This window comes from Paenibacillus tianmuensis (assembly GCF_900100345.1).
In the GTDB taxonomy this organism is placed as follows: Bacteria; Bacillota; Bacilli; order Paenibacillales; family NBRC-103111; genus Paenibacillus_G; species Paenibacillus_G tianmuensis.
The window spans coordinates 16,720-37,863 of the sequence record NZ_FMTT01000034.1 but is presented as its reverse complement, the minus strand read 5'-3'; the positions used below and the strand labels follow the sequence as shown (position 1 = coordinate 37,863).

At 54.9% G+C, this 21,144-nt stretch carries 18 protein-coding genes and 1 tRNA gene; all 19 read left to right on the top strand.

The annotated features are described in order from the left end of the window. The first annotated feature begins 106 nt into the window (after positions 1-106). On the top strand, positions 107-3,631 hold the full coding sequence (gene mfd, locus BLO51_RS19635; RefSeq protein ID WP_090674578.1) for a transcription-repair coupling factor: 3,525 nt from the start codon (positions 107-109) through the stop codon (positions 3,629-3,631). Between the two features lie 25 nt (positions 3,632-3,656). Continuing rightward, positions 3,657-4,724, top strand: a complete 1,068-nt coding sequence (locus tag BLO51_RS19630) for a peptidylprolyl isomerase (protein ID WP_245719746.1) — start codon at positions 3,657-3,659, stop codon at positions 4,722-4,724. 234 nt (positions 4,725-4,958) lie between these two features. Continuing rightward, entirely contained in the window at positions 4,959-5,501 is a 543-nt protein-coding gene (spoVT, locus tag BLO51_RS19625; protein ID WP_090674576.1) for a stage V sporulation protein T, read from the top strand. Between the two features lie 103 nt (positions 5,502-5,604). Further along, the gene (locus BLO51_RS19620; protein ID WP_245719745.1) at positions 5,605-7,383 is read left to right on the top strand and encodes a polysaccharide biosynthesis protein; all 1,779 of its coding nucleotides are present in this window, start codon (positions 5,605-5,607) and stop codon (positions 7,381-7,383) included. A gap of 43 nt (positions 7,384-7,426) precedes the next feature. Next, positions 7,427-8,935, top strand: coding sequence for a bifunctional methyltransferase/pyrophosphohydrolase YabN (yabN, locus tag BLO51_RS19615; protein WP_090674572.1), 1,509 nt, complete (start codon positions 7,427-7,429; stop codon positions 8,933-8,935). A 77-nt stretch (positions 8,936-9,012) separates the two neighbouring features. Further along, positions 9,013-9,285, top strand: coding sequence for an HU family DNA-binding protein (locus BLO51_RS19610; RefSeq protein WP_010501443.1), 273 nt, complete (start codon positions 9,013-9,015; stop codon positions 9,283-9,285). Further along, the gene (locus BLO51_RS19605) at positions 9,285-9,557 is read left to right on the top strand and encodes an RNA-binding S4 domain-containing protein (RefSeq protein ID WP_090674569.1); all 273 of its coding nucleotides are present in this window, start codon (positions 9,285-9,287) and stop codon (positions 9,555-9,557) included. Before BLO51_RS19610 ends, BLO51_RS19605 begins: the two co-directional genes overlap by 1 nt. 361 nt (positions 9,558-9,918) lie before the next feature. After that, positions 9,919-10,203 carry a sporulation protein YabP gene (gene yabP / locus BLO51_RS19600; RefSeq protein ID WP_090674568.1) on the top strand — a complete coding sequence of 95 codons (285 nt, stop codon included), beginning with the start codon at positions 9,919-9,921 and terminating at the stop codon, positions 10,201-10,203. Then, positions 10,200-10,781, top strand: coding sequence for a spore cortex biosynthesis protein YabQ (yabQ, locus tag BLO51_RS19595; protein WP_090674566.1), 582 nt, complete (start codon positions 10,200-10,202; stop codon positions 10,779-10,781). Before yabP ends, yabQ begins: the two co-directional genes overlap by 4 nt. Before the next feature lie 25 nt (positions 10,782-10,806). Further along, positions 10,807-11,133 carry an FtsB family cell division protein gene (locus BLO51_RS19590; RefSeq protein WP_090674564.1) on the top strand — a complete coding sequence of 109 codons (327 nt, stop codon included), beginning with the start codon at positions 10,807-10,809 and terminating at the stop codon, positions 11,131-11,133. A 119-nt stretch (positions 11,134-11,252) separates the two neighbouring features. After that, entirely contained in the window at positions 11,253-11,720 is a 468-nt protein-coding gene (locus BLO51_RS19585; RefSeq protein WP_090674563.1) for a S1 domain-containing RNA-binding protein, read from the top strand. A 94-nt stretch (positions 11,721-11,814) separates the two neighbouring features. Then, positions 11,815-11,888: transfer RNA gene (locus BLO51_RS19580), tRNA-Met, on the top strand. 417 nt (positions 11,889-12,305) lie between these two features. Then, positions 12,306-14,801 carry a stage II sporulation protein E gene (spoIIE, locus tag BLO51_RS19575; protein WP_090674561.1) on the top strand — a complete coding sequence of 832 codons (2,496 nt, stop codon included), beginning with the start codon at positions 12,306-12,308 and terminating at the stop codon, positions 14,799-14,801. 16 nt (positions 14,802-14,817) lie between these two features. Then, positions 14,818-15,045 carry a JAB domain-containing protein gene (locus BLO51_RS19570; protein WP_245719744.1) on the top strand — a complete coding sequence of 76 codons (228 nt, stop codon included), beginning with the start codon at positions 14,818-14,820 and terminating at the stop codon, positions 15,043-15,045. A 133-nt stretch (positions 15,046-15,178) separates the two neighbouring features. Continuing rightward, positions 15,179-15,958, top strand: coding sequence for a vWA domain-containing protein (locus tag BLO51_RS19565; protein WP_090674559.1), 780 nt, complete (start codon positions 15,179-15,181; stop codon positions 15,956-15,958). Next, entirely contained in the window at positions 15,942-16,853 is a 912-nt protein-coding gene (locus BLO51_RS19560) for a protein kinase domain-containing protein (protein WP_174551280.1), read from the top strand. Before BLO51_RS19565 ends, BLO51_RS19560 begins: the two co-directional genes overlap by 17 nt. 83 nt (positions 16,854-16,936) lie before the next feature. Continuing rightward, positions 16,937-18,370, top strand: a complete 1,434-nt coding sequence (tilS, locus tag BLO51_RS19555; RefSeq protein ID WP_090674555.1) for a tRNA lysidine(34) synthetase TilS — start codon at positions 16,937-16,939, stop codon at positions 18,368-18,370. 15 nt (positions 18,371-18,385) lie between these two features. After that, positions 18,386-18,925: a hypoxanthine phosphoribosyltransferase gene (gene hpt, locus BLO51_RS19550; RefSeq protein ID WP_010501468.1), complete on the top strand. Its 540-nt coding sequence runs from the start codon at positions 18,386-18,388 to the stop codon at positions 18,923-18,925. A 70-nt stretch (positions 18,926-18,995) separates the two neighbouring features. Next, on the top strand, positions 18,996-20,963 hold the full coding sequence (ftsH, locus tag BLO51_RS19545; protein WP_090674553.1) for an ATP-dependent zinc metalloprotease FtsH: 1,968 nt from the start codon (positions 18,996-18,998) through the stop codon (positions 20,961-20,963). Positions 20,964-21,144 lie beyond the last annotated feature (181 nt).

Below are 21,144 nucleotides of genomic sequence, written 5' to 3'. Positions count from 1 at the left end.
CGTCCTTCCGATTCGCTGTTTCAGAAGCGATTGCGCCCGCACTGCTGCTTATTCACGGGACTTCTAGGCTTTTTTAGTGTTACGCGGTTGAGAGGGGTGTCCTGTTTTGCAGGCTTTGATTCAGGCGTTCTCCGCGGACAACGATTTTCAAAGCGTCGTGTCCGGCCTACGTTCGGGGATGAGAGAACAGTTAATAGCCGGGTTGACCGGTTCTTCACGGCAGGTGATGCTGGCTTCGCTTTACGAGGAGCTGCAGCAGCCTCTATTTGTCGTGACCCACAATATGTTTTCCGCACAAAAAATGTTCGAAGATTTGGCGGAGCTGCTGCCGGAAGGCCAAGTTCTGCTATTTCCGGCCCAGGAGCTTCTGGCGGCCGAAGCGGCCATCGCAAGTCCAGAAATGCTGGCGCAGCGGATCGACGCGCTGTCCAAGCTGGCGGACAGCTTTCGCGGGATCGTCATCGTGCCGTATGCCGGGATGCGGCGGCTGCTACCAGATCAGGCGTCGATTGCGGAAGCGCGGCTTCGCGTCGCCGTCGGGGATACAATTGAGCTGGAGTCGTTCATCGGCCGGATGGTCGAGCTTGGCTACGAAAGGGTAGAGCGTGTCGAGAACAAAGGGGAACTGAGCGTTCGCGGAGGCATTATTGATTTTTATCCGCTCACTTCGCCGAACCCGTACCGGATTGAGCTGTTCGATATTGAGGTGGACTCGATTCGGACGTTCGACCCGGCCGATCAGCGATCGATCCATAAATGCTCCGAGCTTGTCATTACGGCCTGTCGTGAAATCGTAGTCGACCGTAAACGGTTACAAACGGCAGCGCAGCATGCGTATGAGCTGCTTCAGGAACAGATCGGTAAAATGTCGGACCGCGGGGCGAAGGACCGGCTGCTCGAAGGCATCGGCCACGAGATCGAGCTGCTTCGCGAGGGGCAGAATTTTCAAGGGATGTTCAAATACGTCTCTTTGCTGTTCCCGCAGCGTCAGACACTGCTCGATTACATGCCCAAGGACTCCATTCTTATCGTGGACGAACCGGCCCGGCTGCTGGAGACGGCAAAGCAGCTGGAGAAGGATGAGGCCGAATGGATGACGATGTCGCTGCAGGACGGCAAATGTCTGCCGCAGCTCGTGCTGTCGAAGCCGTACGAGACGCTGCTGCACCGCAGACCGTATCCGACCTTGTACATGTCGCTGTTCCTGCGGCAGGTGCCGCAGACGTCGCCTCAGAACATCGTCAACTTCATGTGCCGCCTGATGCAAAATTTCCACGGGCAGATGAACCTGTTGAAAAGCGAAATGGAGCGTTGGAAAAAGCCCGGCGCGAAGGTGATGATGGTAGCGAGCGGAGCGGAGCGGGTCGACCGCATTAAGCGCGTGCTGGCCGACTATCACATCGACGAGCCGCAGATCGTAGACGGCAATCTACAGACCGGCTTCGAGCTGCCGGGTATTCATCTGGTCGTCATCACCGAAGGCGAGATGTTCACGCAGAAGCAGCGCAAAGCGCGCAAGGTGGACAAAAAGATCGAAAACGCCGAGCGGATTAAAAACTATCAGGAGCTTAAGATCGGCGATTACGTCGTTCACGTCAACCACGGAATCGGTAAATTTGTCGGCATTGGCACGCTTGAGGTTGGCGGGATTCATAAAGATTATCTACACATCATGTACGCCGGCGGCGACAAGCTGTCGGTGCCGATCGACCAGATCGATCATGTGCAGAAATACGTCGGCTCGGAAGAAGGCAAAGAACCGAAGGTCTATAAGCTCGGAGGCGCTGACTGGAACCGCGTGAAAAGCAAGGCTCGCGCGTCCGTACAGGATATTGCCGACGATCTGATCAAGCTGTATGCGGAACGTCAAGCGACGGCGGGGTACGCCTTCAATCAAGATTCGAACTACCAGCAGGAATTCGAGGGCATGTTCCCGTACGAAGAAACGTCGGACCAGCTTCGGGCCATTGAAGAAATCAAGATAGACATGGAGAAGTCGAGACCGATGGATCGCTTGCTATGTGGCGACGTCGGATACGGGAAAACCGAGGTGGCGATCCGCGCGGCATTTAAGGCGGCGATTGACGGCAAGCAGGTAGCGGTGCTCGTGCCGACGACGATTTTGGCGCAGCAGCATTACGAGACGTTCCGGGAGCGGTTTTCGGGCTATCCGTTTAACATTCAAGTGCTCAGCCGGTTCCGCTCCAAGAAGGAGCAGACCGAAACGATGAAAGGCATCAAGAACGGCACCGTGGACGTGGTGATCGGGACGCACCGGCTGTTGTCGAAGGATGTGCAGTTCAAGGATTTGGGATTGCTGATCGTCGACGAAGAGCAGCGCTTCGGTGTGTCGCACAAGGAAAAGCTGAAGCGACTGAAGACGAACGTGGACGTGCTGACGCTGACCGCGACGCCGATTCCCCGTACCCTGCATATGTCCATGCTCGGCGTGCGGGACTTGTCGGTCATCGAGACGCCGCCGGAAAACCGTTTTCCGGTACAGACATATGTCGTCGAATACAGCGCCTCGCTGGTCCGGGAGGCCATCGAACGGGAACTGGCGCGTGAAGGTCAGGTCTATTACCTGTTCAACCGAGTGCAGGGAATTACCCAGATAGCCGATCAAATCTCAATGCTCGTTCCTGACGCCCGGGTGACGGTCGCGCATGGCCAAATGTCCGATCAGGAGCTGGAGAAAACCATTCTCGACTTCCTCGACGGCGAATACGACGTGCTGGTCAGCACCAGCATCATCGAGACCGGAGTCGATATCCCGAACGTCAATACGCTGATTGTCCACGATGCCGACAAGATGGGCTTGTCCCAGCTGTATCAGCTTCGCGGCCGGGTCGGGCGCTCCAACCGGATCGCTTACGCTTACTTTACGTACCAGCGCGATAAGGTGCTGACGGAGGTGGCCGAGAAGCGGCTGCAGGCGATAAAAGAGTTTACAGAACTTGGTTCCGGGTTTAAAATTGCGATGAGAGACTTGTCCATCCGCGGTGCGGGCAACCTACTCGGCGCGGAGCAGCACGGATTTATCGCGTCGGTAGGCTTTGATCTGTATTCGCAAATGCTGGCCGAGGAAATTCAGAAGCGCAAGAAGGAATTGGGCGGCGAAGCCGTGCAGGAGACGAAGGTATGGTCAACGCAGCTCGATATCCAGCTGGATGCTTACATTCCCGGCGATTACATCTACGATAGCGTGCAAAAAATCGAGATTTACAAAAAAGTCGCGGCCATCCAAACCTTGGATGAAGCGATGGAGCTTGAGGACGAATTGGTCGACCGTTTCGGCGATCTGCCGGAGGCGGTGCAAAATCTGTTGACCGCCGCGCGACTGAAAGTGTACGGTGCCTTGTACGGTATCGAGATCATTTCGCAGAAGGGGCTCGATTATGAGTTGAAAATTCACCCCGATCAGAACGGCAATCTGGACGGACAGAAGCTGTTTCAGCTGTCGGGCGAATTCGAGAATCGGGTCAAGCTGATCAGCGGACCGCAAATTCACATCGAGCTCAAGGGAAAAGGGTTGAAGCCAGAAGAAACCATCGCTTTGCTGGAAAGATTTCTGGTACAATACAAGCGTGTGTTGAAATCGAAGGGAGAGCTGCAGAATGTGGCAAAATAAACGGAAACCGTTACGAAGAGGGCTTATGGCTCTTTGTGCGCTCGTGTTGGTCGTGGGCGTCGCTGCAGGTTGCGGCAAGAAAACAGACGAGGCGGCAACGGCTGCTGCTGATAAAGGCAAACCGAGCGAGGTGCTTGTGACGTACAAGGACGGACAAGTCACGCGCGGCGAATTCGATACCTTTTTGAATGTAAGTATGTTCTTTAATAAGCAATTTGCGCAATTCAAAGACGACCCTGCCTTTCAACAAAATATGATGAAGCAGCTCGTCACCTTCAAAATTTTGTCCTCCCGTGCGGACGACAAAGCCAAGGCGGAAGCCGAGAAGCAGTTTAACGAACAGTTCGAGAAGATCAAGGGCATCCTGAACGCTCAGGAAGGCGGCATGGAGAAACAGCTCAAGGATGCGAAGCTGGAGCAGAAAGACGTCGAAGAGTTCATGAAGCGCAGCATCACGGGAATTGTCTCCGAAGAGAGCAAAGTGACCGACCAAGAGATTCAAACCGCTTATAACACCAAACTGGAACAGGACAAATCCGCTTATGTGACGGCGACGGTCAGGCATATTCTGATCGGAATTAAAGATCCGGCGACAGGCAAGGAATCCCTTTCCAAGGAAGATGCGCTCAAGCGGGCAAAGGAAGTACAGGACAAATTGAACAAGGGCGGCGACTTTGACGCGCTGGCGAAAGAATATTCGGACGATCCGGGCTCGAAAGATAAGGGCGGCAAGTACGAGAACGCGGAAATCTCCCAATTTGTGCCTGAATTTAAGAAAGCGGCGGCGGAGCTGCCGATCGGGAAGATCAGCGATCCGGTGGAAACGTCGTTCGGCTACCATGTGATGAAAGTCGAATCCCGCAAAACGAAAACGCTCGACGAAGTCAAGCCGGAGCTGCGTTCCGAGGCGGCTGAGCCGAAGGTGTACGAGTTTGTGGAGAAAGAACTGCCAGGTTTGATTAAGACGAACAATCTGCCGAAGCCGGAGGAGAAAAAGCCGGCCGAAGCTCCGAAAACCGATGCGCCTAAAACCGAAGCTCCGAAAACAGAAGCTCCAAAAACGGACGCGCCTAAGACGGAAGGCGGCAAGTAACAATCACCAGGGTACCCTATGGGGTGCCCTGTTTTGTTTTCATTTTTTTGGACATAATGTAAACAGCGATGGCTTAAGCGTCCGACCAAGCGTCTGCAACTGTGTCGGAGTTGGACATGCATAGGCCGCCGGGAATTGAAGAATACTAGGGTCAGTCGAATTCCCTCCATTTTGCATACAGGGTCACATCCAGTCTGTATCCCATTCTTCTTGGAAAGCGAGGCATCTAGAAACATGAAAGCAACTGGAATCGTTCGTCGTATCGACGATCTTGGCAGGGTCGTAATCCCGAAGGAGATACGCCGCACCCTGCGTATTCGGGAAGGGGATCCGCTTGAAATTTTTGTGGACCGGGATGGGGAAGTCATATTAAAGAAATATTCTCCTATCGGCGAGCTTGGAGATTTTGCCAAGGAATACGCCGAATCGCTCTATGAGAGCACAAACCATATCACGATGATATCTGACCGCGATACGGTCATCGCCATAGCTGGCGGCTCGAAAAAAGATTTTTTGGAGAAGCAGATCGGTTCGCTGGTCGAACAATGCATGGAAAACCGTAAAGCAACGCTGGAAACCGGCGGCGGCTCTTTTGAAATCTGCAAGGACATTACCGAGACGTACAGCTCGTATGTGATTGCGCCGATCGTGGCGGGGGGCGATCCGATCGGTTCGGTGATCTTGCTGAACAAGGACGAGAATGTGAAGATGGGTCAAATGGAACTGAAGATGGCGGAAACGGCCGCCGGCTTTCTGGCAAAGCAGATGGAGCAGTAGCTCCGCCGATGGACAGCGATGCGCAGCTTCCTGATAGGAATCCCTTGGAGGGAGATCGGGAAGCTTTTTGCGTTTTTGGAAAAGGATTGCGAATTGCGGTATAATGGGGCTGCAAAATCTATCTGAATGGTCTCTCGCCAGACGGATGAGGGACCGGTCGCGGGAACGAAGGGGAAGCGTCATGAAAGAGCGATCGGAGCGGATGGAGGCAGGCGGGCCTGAGATTGCGGACAGCAAAGACCGGGACGGCGGAAAAGGCTCGGCGCTGTTGCAAGGGGCGGCCCTGCTCGGTCTGGCGGCCATCATTTCGAAGCTGATCGGCACGCTGCAAAAAATTCCGCTGCAAAATCTGGCGGGCGATGCGGTCTTCGGCATATACAATGCCGTGTATCCGTTGTACATATTGATTTTGGTTTTGGCCACGGCCGGATTTCCTCTGGTCGTATCGAAGTTTGTGTCGGAGTATGCTGCCGAACGGAAGTATCACGAGGCCCGGCGCGTGCTCCGGGTGGCTTCCTTTTCGCTGATGGGCACCGGCATTGTCTTTTTTTCGCTGCTGTATTTCGGGGCGGAGATGCTTGCGCGGTGGATGGCTGCGCCGCAAACGGCTCCGGCGATACGAAGCGTGTCTTATGCCCTGCTTATCGTGCCCCTTATGTCTGCGCTGCGCGGCTACTATCAAGGCTATCAGGACATGCGGCCGACCGCTTGGTCTCAGGTGGTGGAGCAGACGGTGCGGGTGGCGACGATGGTCGTTTTGCTGCTCGTGCTGATGCGGCTCGGCCTCGGGCCGGAACAAATCGCCGCAGGCGCAACGTTCGGCTCGGTGACGGGCGCGCTGGCGGGACTGGCGGTCATGCTGTGGTATTGGCGTAAGGAGCGGGGAGGCGAGCCTTTCCAGGCGCAAGCCCCGGTTGGAGGGGACGGCGGCGGCTGGCGGCGCGACTGGGCGCTGGCGAAACGGTTGTCCGCCTATGCATTGCCCCTCTGTCTCGGCTCCGTGGCGATGCCGATCCTCACGCTCGTCGATTCGTTTACGATGCCTCGGCTGCTTCGTTCGGCCGGTTTCGACGAGAACGAAGCGTTGTATCAGTTCGGGCTGTACAATCACGGCTTGCCACTCGTGCAGCTGGTCGCGATGATCGCATCCTCAATGTCCGCGGCGCTCGTTCCGGCCATCGCCGAAGCGCTCCGGCGCGGCGATGCGGCTGCGGTGCGTGCACGTGCGGGCTTGTCCCTGCGGCTGACCTGGCTGATCGGGCTTGCTGCTTCGTTCGGGCTCGCTCTGCTGGCGGAGCCGCTGAACGTGATGTTTTTCAAGAGCGCCGAAGGTACGACGGCGATGGCGGTCTTGGCGTTCACCGCCCTGTTCTCGGCGGTGAACATCGTGGCGGCAAGCGTGCTGCAGGGCCTCGGCGCCGTGCGCGCGCCGGTGCTGTACCTGCTGCTCGCCGCCGCCGTGAAAATCGCCGCCAGCGTGGCGCTCGTGCCGCGCTACGGCATCGACGGCGCCGCCTGGGCGTCTGTCGCCGCCTACGCGCTCGCCGGCGGCCTCGCGCTCGCGCACGCGCTGCGCGCCGCCGGGGTCCCGGCCGCGGGCGGCCTTGCCGCCATGAAACCGATGCTGGGCATCGGTTTCATGGCGCTCGGCCTGCTGGCCGTGACCCACGGCGTTCCGCCGCTGCTCGCGCGGCTGCCCGCAGCCCTGCCCCCACGGGGCACGGCCGCGGTCATCGCGCTCGGCGGCGTCGCCGTAGGGGCGCTCGCTTACGCGGCGGCCCTGCTGCGCCTGGGCGTCGTCACCGCCGCCGATCTGGCGCTCGTACCGCAGCTGGCGGGGAAGCCCCTCGTCTGGCTGCGCCGATTCCGGCTGCTCCGCTGACGGAGCGCCCCACCTCAAAACCAAAAGGAGGCGGTTCTGGGCTATGTCCACTCAACCGCAAATTACGGTCGTCGGTCTCGGAACCGGCGACGAAAACCAACTAACCCTCGGCGTCTGGCGCAAGCTCGAAGCCGCCGGCGCACGAGGCGGGGCGATATTTCTCCGCACCCGGGAGCACCCGATGGTCGCGATGCTCGACCATCACAGCCTTCGCTACGAGACGTTCGATGCGGTCTATGAAGCGAACGAGGGCTTCGACGCCGTCTATGAGCAGATCGCTTCGCAATTGATCGAGCGGGCCAAAGCCGCGAGCACCGGGGAGGTGCTCTACGCCGTACCTGGCCATCCGATGGTGGCCGAGCGGACCGTACAGCTGCTGCGCGAGCGTTGTCCGGCCGAGGGCGTGCTGCTCACCCTGATGGGCGGCGAGAGCTTCCTGGATCAAGCGTTCCTTCAGCTCGGCTTCGATCCGATCGAAGGCTTTCAACTGCTCGACGGCACCTCGCTGATGGCGAGCGGGCTCAATCCGCAGCTGCATACGCTGATCGGGCAGGTATACGATGTTTACACGGCGTCCGACGTGAAGCTGACGCTGATGGAGCTGTATCCGGACGATTATCCCGTCGTCGTCGGCCATGCGCTTGGTGTGGCCGGAGAAGAGCGTGTGCGCGAGGTGCCGCTCTATGAGCTGGACCGGGTGGAGGGCTACGGCAATTTGTCCTTGGTCTGGGTGCCGCGCACCGACCGCGAGGACGTGCGGAGCCGCACCTTTACCCGGCTGCATGAGATTGTGGCTATTCTCCGCAGCCCCGAGGGCTGTCCGTGGGACCGCGAGCAGACGCATCAATCGCTGCGCAAAAACCTGATCGAAGAAGCGTACGAAGTGCTGGAAACGATCGACGAGGACGATCCCGACCATATGCGCGAGGAGCTCGGCGATCTGCTGCTGCAGATCATGCTGCATTCGCAGATCGAAGCGGAGGACGGGATGTTTACCGTCTTCGACGTCATCCGCGAGCTCAACGAGAAGCTCGTCCGTCGTCATCCGCACGTCTTCGGGACGGCGCAGGCGGAAGATGCCGACGAGGCGCTGGGCAACTGGCAGCAGATCAAGGAGGAGGAGAAGCGGAAGAAGGGGATTAACCCCGACGAACAGCCGCTTCTCTCCGGCGTTCCCCGTGAGCTGCCGGGACTGATGAAGGCGTACAAGCTGCAGAAGAAAGCCGCTTCGGTCGGCTTCGATTGGGGCACCAAGGAAGAAGTGCTGCCGGTCGTCGAGTCCGAGCTGGCCGAAGTGAAAGAAGCGATCGACCGTTTCGGCAAAGCGGAGCAGCAGGAAGAGTTGGGCGATCTGCTCTTTGCCGTCGTCAATCTGGCGCGGTTTCTCAAGGTGGACCCCGAAGAAGCGATGGCGGACGCCAACCGCAAATTTTTTGAACGTTTCGGGTATATCGAGGCGCAATTGCGTTTAAAGGGCAAATCATTTGACCAAACTGATTTGCAAGAGATGGAATCTTTGTGGCAGGAAGCAAAAAAAGTTCTGAAAAAGTAAGAGGCTTTGCAGGATTTTCCTAACGAACAAAGAATACTTTAGTTCAGCGTCACTTTTAAGAGGAGGATATTAAATTCATGAACAAAACCGATCTTATCAACAACATCGCAGAAAAAAGCGGCTTGACTAAAAAAGACGTGGAATCCGTATTGAACAGCTTCCTTGGCGAAGTAACGGAAGCATTGTCCAACGGTGACAAAGTACAATTGATCGGCTTCGGTACGTTCGAAACCCGCAAACGCTCGGGCCGTACGGGTCGCAACCCGCAAACGGGCAAAGAGATCACCATTCCCGAGTCCAAGGTTCCCGCATTCAAAGCAGGCAACAAGCTCAAAGAAGCGGTGAAGTAATGCGGCTTGATAAGTTTCTTAAGCTTTCCCGCCTGATCAAGCGGCGTACTGTTGCGAAGGACGTGTCCGAGCAGGGCCGCGTCTGGATCAACGGACGGGAGGCGAAACCGAGCAGCGCGGTAAAAGTGGGCGACGAGCTGACCATTCAGTTCGGGCAAAAGCTGGTGACCGTGCGCGTGGAGCTGCTGTCCGAGTCAACCCGCAAGGAAGACGCGGCCAAGCTGTACACGCTGCTCAAAGAAGAAATGAATAAACCCGAGCCTTTCTTGTAAAGGCTCGCCGAAGAGACCGGCATGGGGCCGGTCTCTTTTTTAATTGTACTAACTTATCCTTATCCGGACTTCGCTTTTACATTTCCCTTTCCCAGTCGTGGTTCTAAACCTTGGACGACCTCCATATTTTTAAGTAAACAAGCTTTGTGCGTAAAAAATTTTTTGATCATGCGTTAGCGAAGAACGGTGTGATGGCCGGAGAGTTTACGTGCCGCCTTTGAAAACGGGTTATTTCCCTCTGAAATTCAATATAAAGATAACCCGTTTTCAAGAGCGGCCGCAGGCCATCAGCACCGTTCGTAGTGACAATGAGATTCAAATGATTTTTTCGCCAAAGCGTCCAAGGAGGATGAACCAAGCCATGGTAGAACAGCCGGGGAAGGTGAAACGGCAGGAGATCAAGATGCTCAACCGCAAGCTGCTTGAGGTATCCGGCGTGTTGAATGTGGAGAGCTTCGACAGCGAAGAATTTTTGCTTGAAACCGAATGCGGATATTTGATGATCAAGGGGCAAAATTTACATATTAAAAACTTGAGCCTGGAGCAAGGTCTCGTTGCCATCGAAGGGTACGTGAACGAGCTGGCCTATGTTGATACAAACTCCCAAGGCAAAACCAAGGGATTCCTGAGTAAGCTGTTCAAGTGACGCTGCATATCCAGTTCGTCACCTTGGGGATGATGTATGCGGGAGGTCTGGCGCTCGGGGGATTGTACGACGTGTACCGGGTGCTTTCCGGCCAGCTGAAAGTACGGGCATGGCTCCGGGCGGTTCTGGATCTTCTCTATTGGCTCATGGGCACGCTCCTCGTATTCGTTATGCTGTATGAGAGCAATTGGGGCGAAGTGCGCCCGTTTATATTTTTGGGACTTGGCATCGGGATAACCTTTTACTTTTTGGTGTTTAGTCGGACGATGATTCGGGTAATACGGTTTATGATCCGTGCCGTGCTGGCTACGATCCGGGTCGGCAAGCGTACGGTTCAGCTGTTGATCATAAAGCCGGCCTTGGTGATGTACCGCATCGTTGTGATCTTTTTGGGATTTTTGGTGGCGACGGCTATATTCCTGTACAAAATTGTGTTACAATTACTTTATCCTGTGTGGAAATTGCTGTTATGGCTTCTTAAGCCTTTCGGTCGGTGGATCCGTTTTCGTGTTTCCGTCCCCGCATGGGTTCTGAAAACCGGTCAAAGCATCGCGGCATGGCTCCGTCGACTCTTTTGATCGTACGTAGGAGGATTTCAGGTACATGCAGGCTATCTCGAAAACCAATCCGATGCAATCGCATAACAAAGGCTCCTTTCGCCGACGCCGTTTGGTCATGCTGATGCTGGCTTGTTTTTTGAGTTGGGCTGGTGTCACACTTTGGAATCAGGTCGATAAAATCAGCGAGCGCAGCCAGAAGCTTAGCGCAGTCCAGCAGAAAGAAGCGGAAGCGCAGCAGCAGAATGAAACTTTGCAGCATGAGATCGCGCGTCTGAACGACCCCGAGTACGTAGAGCAAAAAATTCGCAAAGAGCTGCATTATGTCAAGCAAGGGGAAACGTTGTTCTATGCCCCGAAACCAGCGCAATAGTAACGCGGCAAAAGATGGGCACAGCCTTGTGTTGACCGTATTTTCTCCATAAGTTATAATCGGCATAGCTTCAGTTTCTTATTGTTTCTTAACTATTTAAGGGAGGATTAGTTTACTTTATGGCAATTGAAGTGGGCAGCAAGCTGCAAGGAAAAGTGACAGGCATTACTCACTTTGGGGCGTTCGTTGAGCTATCTGAGGGGGTTACCGGCCTTGTGCACATCTCGGAGATTGCGGACAACTATGTCAAGGATGTCAATGATCATCTGAAGCTTAACGATATCGTGACCGTAAAAGTGATTAATGTCGACAAAGACGGCAAAATCGGATTATCGATCAAGCAAGCGGTCGATCGCCCGGTGGATGCCCCTCCGACAAGGCCCGCTCGTTTTGACAGACAAGGCGACCGCGGCGGCTTCGGCCGAGGGGACCGTGGAGGCCGTGGTGGTGGTAGACCTCCCGCCAACAAGCACGTTACCTTCGAAGATAAAATGGCGCGTTTTCTGAAAGACAGCGAGGATCGCATCTCTTCCTTGAAGAAAAATACCGAGGGCAAAAGAGGCGGACGCGGCGCGCGTCGTGACTAATAAATAGACGGAACCGGATGGGCCGAGGTCCATTCGGTTTTTTTGCGGGTGCTTGACAAGCCCTTCCCCGCTGTTATATACTCATGCTTGTTGCGGCGGCATAGCTCAGCTGGCTAGAGCGTACGGTTCATACCCGTAAGGTCGGGGGTTCGATCCCCTCTGCCGCTATAATGTAAGAGGCAAAGCGAATAAACCTGAGGTCGGACGGTGAAAATCGTCAGACGATCAGGTTTTTTGTTTGCCCGTTTTCCGCTGGTTTGGCGGGAAAGCCATGTCTTTGTCACAAGTCAGGGCGGGCCGGATTTTTTTGTCGTATCTTTCGGGTGGCCCCGGCGAATCGACAGGTTGTAACGTAAAGAACAAAGGTCCGCTGCGAACAAGTTCCGAACATAAAGTGACGTGTACGAAACCGTAATTTATGATAGCGCTTTCAATTTCTGTTCATTCGCTGGTTCAGGGCGATTCGCGGCGGCAACTCATTTTGTCGGAAAAAACTTTGGACCAGCCCCCGCATTCTGACAAACTTTCCGATGGGCAGCTTATATACTAAGACCACTAATAGTTTATGGGTGGTGTGATGAAAATATGCAAAAACGTCAAAGTATGAATGCAATGGGAACGACAGCGTCGGGATGGGTGCTTCGGATTAAACAAGGCACGATTGCGTTGGTCGTGAAAAACCGGTTGGTGCAGTGGTTCGTCGCCAAGAAATGGTCGATATTGCTGCTGCTGATGGCGTTTTTGCTGGGCCGGGCGATGATTCTCGATCAGCTCGCGCCGTTCGCGGTCGCCTTTTTCGCGGTCATGTATTTTTTGCGGCGGGAGCTGCTCTATTGGACCGGTGTATTTCTGGCTGCGGGCGGTCTGTTCTCCATCGATCCGAAGCATACGGGATACCTGGTCGGGCAGATGCTGGTCTTCCTGCTGATCCAAAAAGGCGTAGAGCGGTTCGAGCGGTCCGACATCTCGTTTGCCCCGGGAATCGTGTTCGCCGCCACGTTTTTCGTTCAGCTTTTCTCCCATTTGGCCTCTGCGGAACTGAGCTGGTATACGCTGATGATGACGGGCATTGAGTCGACGCTTAGTCTCATTCTGACGCATATCTTCCTGCAAGCGATTCCCGTGTTTACGTTAACCCGCAAAAATTACAATTTAAAAAACGAAGAAGTCATCTGTCTGATCATTCTGCTTGCTTCAGTGATGACGGGGACCGTGGGCTGGTTCATCGGGCCGGTTACGCTGGAGCACGTGATGTCGCGGTACTTGATCCTGCTGTTTGCGCTCGTAGGCGGGGCGCCGCTCGGGGCTTCCGTGGGGGTCATCTCCGGGCTCATTCTAAGCCTCGCGAATGCAAGCGCCATCTATCAGATGAGCTTGCTGGCGTTTGCGGGGATGCTTGCCGGGCTGCTGCGCGAAGGCAACAAAATGGCTGTAGCGCTCGGCATGCTGATCGGTTCTTCCATTCTTTCCTTTTATCTGGGCAATTCGTCGGAGGTGATTTATTCCACATGGGAATCGGTGGCCGCGGTCTCGCTGTTCCTGATGACGCCGAAGGGAGTCATTCAGATGCTGGCCAAATACGTGCCGGGAACACAGGAAAATCTGAAGTCACAGCACGATTACGCCAAGCGGGTGCGGGATGTGACCGCCAGCCGCGTCGAGCAATTTTCCGAGGTGTTCAAGCAGCTTTCCCGCAGCTTTAAGCAGGTGACCGTCGATGCGCAGTCGGCGCGCAAGGAGGAGGAAGTCGGCCACTTCATGAATTCGGTGGCGGAGAAGTCGTGCACGAACTGTTGGAAGAAGAAGCAGTGCTGGGACGGCAAGTTTTATCAGACTTATAAATTTATGACCGATATGATGACGGAGGTGGAGCTTCGGGACAATATGTCGCGCAAGGATATCCGGCCGCAGTGGAAGAAGCAGTGCATTAAGCCGGATCAAGTGCTGGAGGTGATGAAGCAGCAGTATCAATTGTACAAGCACGATCAGCATTGGAAGAAGCAGATCGTCGACAGCCGCCAGATCGTAGCGGATCAATTGTCCGGCGTATCGCAGGTGATGGAGGACCTGGCGAAAGAGATTAAACGGGAAGGGCATGAGCTCTTCATGCAGGAAGAGCAGATCCGCAGCGCGCTGGAGGAGCTGGGGCTCTCCATACATAGCATCGACGTCATCAGCTTGGACGAAGGTAATGTCGAGATCGAAATCGTTCATCAATATACGAGAGGCTTTGACGAATGCCGCAAAATCATCGCGCCGCTGCTTTCCGAGATTGTCGGGGAGAACATTGCCGTCAAGAACGAGCAGGCGATGGAGCGAAAGGAAGGCTACAGCACGGTGCTGTTTGGCTCGGCGAAGGAATACGAGGTGGAAACCGGGGTGGCCGGGGCGGCCAAAGGAGGGGATTTGCTGTCGGGCGACAGCTTCAGCACCGTAGAGCTTGGCAACGGCAAGTTTGCAGTAGCGCTGAGTGACGGCATGGGCAATGGCGAGCGGGCCCGGGCGGAGAGCAGCACGGCGCTGTCGATTTTGCAGCAGCTGCTGCAATCCGGCATGGATGAGAAGCTGGCGATCAAATCCGTCAATTCGGTGCTGATGCTTCGCTCGTCGGACGAGATGTTTGCGACGGTCGATGTGGCGCTGATCGACTTGTATAACGCGCAGACCACCTTTTTGAAAATCGGCTCGACGCCAAGCTTTATCAAGAGAGGGGATGAGGTATTCCCGGTTACGGCCAACAATTTGCCCGTAGGGATCGTGCACGACATCGACGTCGATCTGGTCAGCGTGCCTCTGCGGCATGACGATATTTTGATTATGATGACGGATGGCATTTACGACGCGCCAGGCCATGCGGCGAATAAGGAGCTGTGGATGAAACGGATGATCAGCGAGATTGAGGCGGATAGCCCGCAGGATTTTGCCGACATTTTATTGGAAAGGGTGGTGCGGTATCACCATGGGGATATTTATGACGACATGACGGTGGTCGTCGCGCGGATCTCGAAGTTCCAGCCGGAGTGGGCAACGTTCCGCTGGCCCGGCATGCAACGCGTCGACCGTCCGAAGACGGTCAGCTAATGTGGGGTGAGAGCGGGTGCGAAATCAGCCGCAGTTACAGGGGGAGCTGCGGCTGATCCATAATCACCCTTCTGGTGACCCAACGCCAAGCGAGGAGGATATCGAAATCACACAGAGGATTGTCGAAGTCCGCAATCTGATGATGATCGAAGTGCTCGATCATATCATAACAGGCGATGGGAAGTATTGCCGCATGGCTGAGCAAGGATTGCTGAACAAGTGCCAGTCTGAACCCGAAAAATGAATCCGATCCGCTTATTGCTTAAGCGGGGTCGGATTTTTTGTTTTCGCATTGTTCAAAATGTCACACTGGAGGGCAAGTTTAGAATTCTCCCAACTGGAAAAACTGGGTAATAGATAGATGGGAGGATGAACAGATGAAGCAGATCATACTTATGACCGACGGCTGCTCCAATGTCGGAATCAGCCCAGTCGTCGCGGCGGCGGAAGCGAAAGCGAAAGGGATTATCGTTCACGTCATCGGGGTGCTGGACGCCGGAGAGATCGGCGAGCTGGGCGCTTCCGAGATCGACGAAATTGCCGCTGCGGGCGGCGGCATGAGCCGGACCGTACAGCCGTCGCAACTCTCGCAAACGATGCAGATGATGACGCGCAAAACGGTCGTTCAGACGATTCAGCAGGTGGTTGGACAAGAGCTGCGGAGCATTCTGGGCCAGACGACGAAGCTGGGGGCTCTACCGCCGGAGCAACGGTCCGAAGTGGTCCGGGTCATTGACGATTTGACGGAAACGGCGGATTTGAAGGTCGCTTTGCTGATCGACGCCAGCGCCAGCATGAAGCCGAAGCTGCCGGTCGCCAAGGAAGCGATCTACGATCTTCAGCTCAGTCTGCAATCGCGAATGGGCGAGAGCCTGCTGTCCGTCTTTCATTTTCCGGGCAACGTATCGGGCGATCAGGAGGTCGAGATGGACTTCGGTTGGACCCGCGACCTTGCAAATTTGAACCGGTTGTTTTATAAATTAAACATGAAGGGTACGACGCCAACAGGACCGGCACTACTCAAAGTCGTTGAATTTATGAACGGCCCGGCCGATGATACATATAGAGGCAAGCATAATGCAGCGGGGGATCGGCGGATGGCCGACAGCCGCATGAGATCAAGCGAGGATGGGATATTCGGTGACTACGTCGTTTAGGCCCGCTTTACCGGCGGGAACCCTCGTAAACGGCAAATGGAATCATAACGCATACCGTGTGGAGCGGCTGCTTGGCGAAGGAGCGAACGGCAAAGTATATCTGGTCTCCCAAGGGAAGCGGTATTACGCGCTCAAGGTCGGCTTCGACGCCGTGGATCATCAGTCTGAGGTCAATGTGCTGAAAGCGTTGTCCCAGTCGTTCACATCGTTTCAACAGACGCTCATCGATGTCGACGATTTTTCATGGGAGGGTACGGATTATCCTTTTTGCGTCACAAAGTATATCAAGGGAAAGTCCTTGACGGAATACATGAAGCAGTACGGCAGCGATTGGATTCATCTGATCGGCCTGAACCTGCTGCGGAAGCTGTCCGAGCTGCATGCGAGCGGCTTCGTCTTCGGCGACCTGAAAGCCGAGAATATGATCATATCGGGCTACGGCGACGTGGCCTTGATCGATTTCGGCGGCGTAACGGCCAAAGGGCGCGCGGTGAAGCAGTTTACCGAGGTGTACGACCGCGGCTTTTGGAATGCAGGCACACGGATGGCGGACGATGCGTACGATTTGTTCTCCTTCGCCGTGCTGGTGCTCAGCGTGACGGACCGGGACCGCCGGTTTCATTCCGTGAATTCGCTGCTGCCGCAGAACCGGAGCGTCGAGTGGCTGCTCGATATGCTGAAGGGCAATGCGCTGCTCGCGCCGTCGGCTCCGGTGCTGCGCAAAGCGCTGACGGGTCGCTACACGAGCTCCAAGCAAGCGCTGGCTGACTGGCGCGCACGCGGCTCGGCTTACCGTCCGGTGCGCAAGAAGCCTGTCAAAGGGGGCTGGATTAAGCTGTGCTTCGCCGCTTCCCTGGTGTTGTTCGGCGCGGCCATTTATTTCGTATTCCAATAAAATGTGGACAAAGGCAATTTAAGACGGGCCGGCTCAGGTAATAGTCAAACGAGAAGGTTCGTCAGACGAGAGGTTGTTCTTTCATGGAGATGGCAGGAACATTATCCGCGCAAGTGGAGCGGTTCATACAAGACGAAGCGTTGATCGAACCGGGGGACGGCGTAGTCGTGGCGGTATCGGGCGGACCCGATTCCGTCGGGCTGCTGCACCTCCTTTTTGCGTTATCTGGCCGTTGTCGTCTTCGGCTCACCGTCGCTCACGTGAATCACGGCTTCCGGGGCGCCGAAGCGGACCGGGAGGCGGAGCTGGTGAAGTCGCTCGCCGAGCGATGGGGCCTCCCTGTAGAGACGACCTTCATCGACATGCCCCGTATTATAGAAGAAACGGGTTGGAACCCCCAAGCCGCCGCCCGGGACAAGCGGTACGAGTTTTTGTTCGACGTAGCGAGGCGAACGGGTTCCCGCCGAATCGCGCTCGCCCACCATGCGGACGATCAAGCGGAGACCGTGCTGATGCGGCTGCTGCGTGGAACGGGGCCTTCGGGATTGTCAGGCATTCCGGTGCGCAGAGTGGCAGAAAATAATTTGGAACTCATACGCCCCTTGCTGCGTATATACAAAGCGGATATTATCCGGTACTGCGAAGCGGAAGGACTGCCGTATTGTACGGATAGCAGCAATTTGGAGAGAAAGTACGCTCGCAATCAGGTTCGAATGGACGTGCTTCCCTTTTTGTCCCGCTACAACGAACAGCTGCCTGCGGCGTTGAATCGGCTGGCGGAGACGACGGCCGGAGAAGACGATTTTATGGACCGGGAGGTCCGACGGATATGCGAGCGGCATGTAACCCGAAAAAACGACTGTTACAGCTTTTCCGCAAAATGGTTTACGGGGGTACATGTTGCTTTACAAAGGCGGTTGATTAAACTAATATTAAATTATCTTGCTTCTGACCCGGATTCCATGGATTTCCTGAAAGTCGAACAATTTCGGACGGCTGTTCTGCGTGAACGACCGTCCAATTTTCGATTGGAAATCGGGCAGAACATCGCGCTCAGCAGGGAATATGATCGTATCGCGGTTCATACTATGGTGTTACGACCTCTCCCTTACGCGTACATGCTGCGCGAAGGCCAGACGGAGCTTGCGATTCCCGAGACGGGAGTCCGCCTCACGCTCCGCTCTTTGGACAGCGAAGAGGGGTACCCCGAATGTACCGATGCCTGGACAGCCTGTTTCGATGCGGAGGAACTTGCCATGCCTCTCACGGTCCGAAGCCGCCTTCCGGGAGACCGGATGAAGCCGCTCGGACTAAACGGGACGAAAAAGGTAAAAGATATGTTCATCGATGCGAAAGTGCCTCCTACCTTGCGCGAGACGATTCCGATTCTTGCGGACGCCAGCGGCAGCGTGCTTTGGGTACCGGGCGTTCGGCGGTCTTCGGCCGCTGCGATTACCGGTCGGACGAAGCGAATGCTACATATTGAAGTGGATATTCATGGCAAAGATTTTTATTAAGTGGGAGGACCTCTCTTGCAAAACGACATTCAAGAAGTACTGTACAGCGAGCAGCAAATTCAAGACAAAATCAAAGAAATGGGCGAGCAGATCAGCCGCGATTTCGAAGGACGCAACCCATTAGTCATCTGCGTACTGAAGGGCGCGTTCATCTTTATGGCCGATTTGGTCAAGCAGATCACGATTCCGCTTGAGCTCGATTTCATGGCCGTGTCCAGCTATGGCGCATCGACGAAATCGTCGGGTGTGGTCAAAATTATTAAGGACCTTGATATTTCCGTGGAGGGCCGCCACATTCTGATCGTCGAGGATATTATCGACAGCGGCTTGACGCTAAGCTATTTGATCGACGTGCTTGAACGCCGCAACGCCCTTTCCATTACAGTCGCCGCATTGTTCGACAAACCGGCGCGTAGATCGGCAGAGTTGGACGCAGACTATAAAGGCTTCGTGATCCCGGACGCGTTCGTGGTGGGATACGGTTTGGACTATGCGGAGAAATACCGGAACCTGCCGTATGTCGGCGTACTGAAGCCCGAAGTTTACTCCCAATAGCATTTCTTGAGATGCCAAGACTTGCTGTGGTACAATATACAAAGTTGCCGTTGTTGAGAGGAGGTAGGGGATGAATCGCATTATTCGCAATACGGGCTTTTATCTGCTCATTTTTTTGGTCACCGTCGGAATCGTTCATTTTATCAGTACGCAGAATGAACAGAAAGACACGATCAGCTACGATAAGCTCCGCGTGGCCTTAATCGAAAAGAATGTCGAATCCATCATCGTAAAATACGATGCTCAAACGTATTTGGTTCGGGGGAAATATAAGAACGCCGCTACGGATAAGAAAAGTTTCGAATCTCGTGCGCCTAATGACCCGCAAATCTTCCGTTTGATTGAAAACAGCGACATTCCCCAAGGGAACGTTTACATCGAGAAAATGGAAGGGGACAATGTTTGGATCAGTTTCCTCACCTCCATTATCCCGTTTGTGATCATCTTCATCCTGTTTTTCTTCCTGTTGAATCAGGCGCAGGGTGGCGGCGGAAAAGTCATGAATTTCGGCAAAAGCCGGGCAAGGCTCTATAACGAAGAGAAGAAGCGTGTAACGTTCGAGGACGTTGCCGGAGCCGATGAGGAGAAGCAAGAGCTGGTTGAAGTTGTTGAGTTTTTGAAAGACCCGCGCAAATTCGCAGCCGTAGGCGCCCGCATCCCGAAAGGGGTTCTGTTGGTCGGTCCTCCGGGTACCGGTAAAACGCTGCTTGCCAGAGCCGTAGCTGGTGAAGCTGGCGTACCGTTCTTTAGTATCAGCGGTTCCGATTTCGTGGAAATGTTCGTCGGTGTCGGTGCTTCCCGCGTACGCGATTTGTTCGAGAATGCCAAGAAAAACGCCCCTTGTATCATATTTATAGATGAAATCGATGCAGTCGGCCGTCAGCGCGGCGCCGGACTAGGCGGCGGGCACGACGAGCGCGAGCAGACGCTCAATCAGCTTCTGGTTGAGATGGACGGTTTTGGCGCCAACGAAGGGATCATTATCGTGGCGGCAACGAACCGCCCAGACATATTGGACCCTGCCTTGCTGCGTCCTGGACGTTTCGACCGTCAAATTACCGTCGATCGCCCGGATGTGAAAGGACGCGAAGCGGTACTCAAAGTACATGCGCGCAACAAGCCGTTGGCTAAAGATGTGAAGCTGGATCAGCTTTCCCGTTACACAACCGGATTTACCGGTGCGGACCTTGAGAACCTGTTGAACGAAGCGGCGCTCATCGCGGCACGTCGCAATCGCAAAGACATTTCGATGGGTGAGATCGACGAAGCGTTCGACCGTGTTATCGTCGGTACGCAGAAGAAAAGCCGCGTCATCAGCGATCGCGAGAAAAGGATGGTCGCTTTCCACGAAGCCGGCCATACGATTGTCGGTGTCCATGTCGAGGACGCTGACGTTGTGCACAAGGTAACGATCATTCCGCGCGGCCGCGCTGGCGGCTACGTCATGATGCTGCCGAAGGAAGGCGAAGACCGGATGATGCAGACAAAGAACGAGCTGCTTGACAAAGTCACCGGACTTCTTGCAGGACGCGTCTCCGAGGAACTGTTCATCGGTCAAATCGGAACGGGTGCTTACAGCGACTTCCAACGAGCCACAGGCATCGTACGCCGCATGATCATGGAGTACGGGATGAGCGACAAGCTCGGACCAATGCAGTTCGGTACGACTCAGGGCCAAGTTTTCTTGGGCCGGGATATCGGACATGAACAGAACTACAGCGATGCCATCGCTTACGAGATCGACCAAGAGATGCAATCAATTATGCGCACCTGCTATGACCGGGCCAAAGAAATTTTGACCAAGTACAGCGACCAAGTGCACTTGATTGCCGAAACGTTGATCGAGAAAGAAACGCTGGAGAAAGACCAAATTCGCGAGCTGATCGAGACCGGCAAGCTTGGGCCCGTGAAAGAAGACGGGGAAGCGAAGCCGGAAGATGTGAAAGTGAACATCCAGGGGCAGCATCAAGAATCCGAAGCCAACAAGCTTGATTTCGTGAAAAACGAGCCGGATGGCGATAAAGAGGAAAATAAATAATTTTGCAAATAAAACCGGTGCTGCATGGCGCCGGTTTTTCCTTTTAGATATAGAATTTATAAGTTATCAGCGGAGCTGATTGAATTCTATATCGCAAGAAAAGCTTCCACTAAAACACGAATGTATCTTCCTCGAAATGGCTTCGATAAGAAGCTTTTCTTATCTATAAAGACTAAAAAAG

Coding starts and splice junctions, on each gene's coding strand:
- spoIIE (WP_090674561.1), top strand. CDS start 12,306: ATGCAAAAACGTCAAAGTATGAATGCAATGGGAACGACAGCGTCGGGA.
- BLO51_RS19610 (WP_010501443.1), top strand. CDS start 9,013: ATGAACAAAACCGATCTTATCAACAACATCGCAGAAAAAAGCGGCTTG.
- BLO51_RS19585 (WP_090674563.1), top strand. CDS start 11,253: ATGGCAATTGAAGTGGGCAGCAAGCTGCAAGGAAAAGTGACAGGCATT.
- yabN (WP_090674572.1), top strand. CDS start 7,427: ATGTCCACTCAACCGCAAATTACGGTCGTCGGTCTCGGAACCGGCGAC.
- yabP (WP_090674568.1), top strand. CDS start 9,919: ATGGTAGAACAGCCGGGGAAGGTGAAACGGCAGGAGATCAAGATGCTC.
- BLO51_RS19630 (WP_245719746.1), top strand. CDS start 3,657: ATGGCTCTTTGTGCGCTCGTGTTGGTCGTGGGCGTCGCTGCAGGTTGC.
- BLO51_RS19620 (WP_245719745.1), top strand. CDS start 5,605: ATGGGGCTGCAAAATCTATCTGAATGGTCTCTCGCCAGACGGATGAGG.
- spoVT (WP_090674576.1), top strand. CDS start 4,959: ATGAAAGCAACTGGAATCGTTCGTCGTATCGACGATCTTGGCAGGGTC.
- BLO51_RS19565 (WP_090674559.1), top strand. CDS start 15,179: ATGAAGCAGATCATACTTATGACCGACGGCTGCTCCAATGTCGGAATC.
- ftsH (WP_090674553.1), top strand. CDS start 18,996: ATGAATCGCATTATTCGCAATACGGGCTTTTATCTGCTCATTTTTTTG.
- BLO51_RS19590 (WP_090674564.1), top strand. CDS start 10,807: ATGCAGGCTATCTCGAAAACCAATCCGATGCAATCGCATAACAAAGGC.
- BLO51_RS19605 (WP_090674569.1), top strand. CDS start 9,285: ATGCGGCTTGATAAGTTTCTTAAGCTTTCCCGCCTGATCAAGCGGCGT.
- tilS (WP_090674555.1), top strand. CDS start 16,937: ATGGAGATGGCAGGAACATTATCCGCGCAAGTGGAGCGGTTCATACAA.